The 3,838-nt window shown below is 43.4% G+C and carries 3 protein-coding genes and 1 pseudogene; 3 read left to right on the forward strand and 1 reads right to left on the reverse strand.

Annotation, left to right across the window (positions count from 1 at the left end; translation table 11 throughout):
• A partial coding sequence (locus tag ACKPQ4_RS09695) for a magnesium transporter (protein ID WP_407680984.1) occupies positions 1–110 on the forward strand: 110 nt, incomplete at its 5' end.
• 743 nt (positions 111–853) lie between these two features.
• On the opposite strand, the gene ACKPQ4_RS09700 is transcribed toward ACKPQ4_RS09695, so the two are convergent.
• Positions 854–2,110, reverse strand: coding sequence for a PQQ-binding-like beta-propeller repeat protein (locus ACKPQ4_RS09700; RefSeq protein WP_407680982.1), 1,257 nt, complete (start codon positions 2,108–2,110; stop codon positions 854–856).
• Between the two features lie 132 nt (positions 2,111–2,242).
• On the opposite strand from ACKPQ4_RS09700, the gene sucC reads away from it, so the two are divergent.
• The gene (gene sucC / locus ACKPQ4_RS09705) at positions 2,243–3,433 is read left to right on the forward strand and encodes an ADP-forming succinate--CoA ligase subunit beta (protein WP_407680983.1); all 1,191 of its coding nucleotides are present in this window, start codon (positions 2,243–2,245) and stop codon (positions 3,431–3,433) included.
• 30 nt (positions 3,434–3,463) lie between these two features.
• Positions 3,464–3,838: pseudogene (locus ACKPQ4_RS09710) on the forward strand (succinate--CoA ligase subunit alpha); the annotation flags it as partial.

The following is a 3,838-nucleotide window of genomic DNA, read 5'->3' on the forward strand; positions in this document are numbered from 1 at the left end:
ATCGTTGGGGGGTAGACCCCGCGGTGGCATCGGGGGTTTTTGTAACCACGGTCACGGATGTGGTTGGTTTTTTTGCCTTCTTGGCTTTGGCCTCCTTGGCGATACTTTAAGTCAATAAATCTGCGGGCATTCCGCTTTAATTTCTTTCCTTGGAAGGTACCCAATAGGGGATGCCCATACTTGTCCATTCCAAGTCATGCCCAAACATTCTTCAAGTAGCTCATGACTTTCAAGGGTTAAAGAAATTAAAGGTAGGACTACACTAAGGATAAATTTAAAACTTAAATATTTTTTGACATAGATACTTATCTAGTGTAATTACATTTATAAATCCAAACTTAATACACTATGACAGCAAATATCTTTTCCCTTGTACTTATCTTAACCGTATCTTCCACAGGATTTTGGTTCTTAACCCAAATCTGAGGTTTTATTTAGTTCGAAAATTGCATACTCAATCCAAAATTCTATGCTAGTTAATCAAGCCTTTAAACCCAAGTTGCCCAGTGTTGAGGGAGTTTTCGTTCACCTTCATTTATTTCGTAATATGAGCAGCAGTTTTTTAATCTACTCGACAGAAGATGAAATAAATTGGGATGTTTTTTTAGAAGAGGGGATAATCAGTTCAGAATTTATTAGGTATATAGAAACAAGTCGCGACGAGTATGGGATTGAGCGTCTTGTCAAAGATGTTCGGAGATAAAAGATCTTTGTGACCCTTGGTATTTAGTTGGTTAGATTGCTAGATACTAAGCTACTATATTTAGGTTCACCACAGAGCGTTTGATCAGTTTTGATTCTCCTTTTGATTTGAGGGGAAATGTTTCGAGTCTATCGTTCGTTTCTTAACAGTTTATCTGATCGGCAGGGCGATTGCTTCTTTCGTGCTTCTTGCAAGGATAAGTTTATCGATCAGAATGGGAGTGCTCCAACATTTCCCCGAAAGAATTTTCCTTCTTTTATGCTCGATATATTTTTCCGTATTTGCCTCTGTTATGATCAATTCGCCATCATCTGAAAGAACTAACAAGGTATTTCCGGTACGGATTAAGTTTCCTGGACCAAACCCTTTTTGGCTCCAACGAATTTTTCCGGTTAGTAAATCAATACATTGCAGGGGTGCCTTTCCGTACTCCTTGAAACCGAAAATTCCATAGAGGTGTCCTTTATAGTATAAAGGGGTACTCCAATGTACCATCATTTCGTTGCGTTTGCGCCATATTTGCTTGCTGCTGAATAGCTGATTTTTTTTTGATATTTTGAACAAACCTGCTCCAACTCCATATCCTGCAGAACAAAAAACATATTCGCCTGCCACCACTGGGGATGACGCACTTGAAACTTTGTAGGGAAAATCTTGCTTCCATAATTCCCTACCGTTTAAGGGATTAATAGAAACCAGACCTGAACGGCAGAGGAAGATTACCTGTTCCTGCCCGTGAATCGTAGCGTAGGTTGGAGTTGCATGGGTGGCGGTTTCGCTACCGTTCTTCCAGCGCAGTTTTCCGGTATTTCTCTCAATGCCGATCATACTTTCCCCTGGACCACCTCCAATTACTATAACTAGGTCATGAACGAGTAGGGGAGAAGATGCATTCTTCCAGGTGATGTTTTTACCATTATGTTCCCGGATAATATCGATTTTCCAAACTGTTTTCCCTGACTGAGCTGACAAACAGTGCAAAGTCATACTTGAATCATATACAAAAACAAGTCCTTCGCTTACCGATGGGGTTGATCGAGGACCGTCACCACCTGAGTTATTGGGAGTGCCCGCATTGCCCCCGCTATGTCCGTAACTGGCCATGCCCAACCAAGTTTGCCATAATCTTTTGCCTGTAGATAAATCTAAACTTACGCAAAGCTCTCGCAATAAGCCGTCCTCATCTTCTTCTGCTATTAAAGTGAAAGCTGATTTTCCAGCAGTGGAGAAGGAACTAAAGCCAAGTGGAGTCGGCGCGGTCCAACTTGGAGAAGCTTCGAGTAAGCTGGATGAATTCAGAGAAATCAAAAAAGTAGCCGATTTATTAAACATCGGGCCATGGTATTGGGGCCAGTTTCCAAGGAGCATAGAAAAGGGAACCAGGAGAATGGAGAGAAATTTGATCATGCCTAGTTTTTCTTTTGATTCACCGCATCGAGCAAGTTCCAAATAGCTAAAATTTATAGATGATTCTATAAATGGAGTGAAAAGGCTTGAACGATATCGGAAGAGTGACAACCTTTGGTCTTTTTTATTCAGATGAATGTACACGAATACCAAGCAAAGCAACTTTTCGCCGATGCCGGGGTAACTGTGCCCAATGGCACGGTCGCTCAATCAGCGGATCAAATTGATCAAGCTCTCGCATCCTTTCCCCCCGGCCAAGCTGTGGTGGTAAAGGCCCAAATTCATGCCGGCGGTCGTGGTAAAGGCACCTTTACTAATGGGTTCAAAGGAGGCGTCCATGTGGTGTCCTCCTCTGAGGAAGCTCGGGAAAAGGCAGCGTCGATGCTCGGAAATGTTTTGGTGACCAAACAGACAGGGGATGAAGGTAAAGAAGTAGGTACAGTCTATTTCACCGAGGCTTCCGATATCGATAAGGAATTTTACTTAGCAATATTGAGCGACCGAGCAACTTCCAAACCCATAATTATTGCTTCCACTGAGGGTGGGGTCGATATCGAGGAAGTCGCTGAAAAATCACCAGAGAAAATTACCAAGATTTTAATTGATCCTTCTCTAGGTATTCGTCCGTATCAAGCCCGCCAGGTTGCATTTTCATTAGGATTAAGAGGGGATTCTTTCAAGCAATGTGTGAAGCTTGTATCTAAATTGTACGACTTTTTCTGGGTTAAGGATTGTTCCCAGGTGGAAGTCAATCCATTGGTGCTTACCCCAACAGGTGATGTGCTAGCTTTGGACGCTAAAGTAAATTTTGATTCAAACGCCCTCTTTCGTCATCCCGATGTAGTAGAACTGCGCGATATCAGCGAAGAAGACCCAAAGGAAGTGGAAGCTTCCAAGTTTGATCTCAATTATATCGCTTTAGACGGAAATGTTGCCTGCATGGTTAATGGTGCTGGATTGGCCATGGCCACGATGGATATTATCAAGCATTACGGTGGATCCCCTGCTAACTTTTTAGATGTTGGTGGAGGTGCTAATGAAGAGCAGGTAGAAAATGCTTTTCGGATTTTGGTATCGGACGATGCGGTCAAAGCGATTCTGGTTAATATTTTCGGTGGAATTATGAAGTGCGATGTTATTGCGACTGGCATTGTCAATGCGGCTCGCAAGTTAGATATGAAGGTTCCCTTGGTCGTACGATTGGAAGGAACCAATGTGGAGCAGGGTAAAAAGATTCTTGCTGACAGTGGTTTGGCACTCGAGCCTGCGGACACCCTTGCCGAAGCTGCCGAAAAAATTGTCAAACTGGCTGCCCAATCTTAATTAACACCCCTTTTACCAAGAGATTTTACAATGAGCGTTCTCGTAAACAAAGACACCCGGTTGGTGGTTCAAGGAATCACCGGTAGCGCCGGTAGCTTTCACACCAATCAGTGCATAGAGTATGGCACTAATGTCGTAGCCGGAGTCACCCCTGGCAAAGGTGGACAAAAATTTCAGGACTCTGTACCTGTATTTGATACAGTCCAGGAGTCTGTAGATAGGGAAGGCGCTAATGTGGCTGCCATATATGTGCCTCCTCCCTTTGCTGCCGATTCTATCCTCGAAGCAATCGATGCGGAAATTCCTCTAGTTATTGCCATCACTGAAGGTATCCCAGTGCGTGATATGTCAGAGGTAAAGGCCCGCTTGGCTACTTCCAATACCCGTTTGATCGGACCAAACTGT

It is taken from the genome of Candidatus Chordibacter forsetii (genome assembly GCF_964187505.1).
GTDB classification, from domain to species: domain Bacteria; phylum Verrucomicrobiota; class Verrucomicrobiia; order Opitutales; family Seribacteraceae; genus Chordibacter; species Chordibacter forsetii.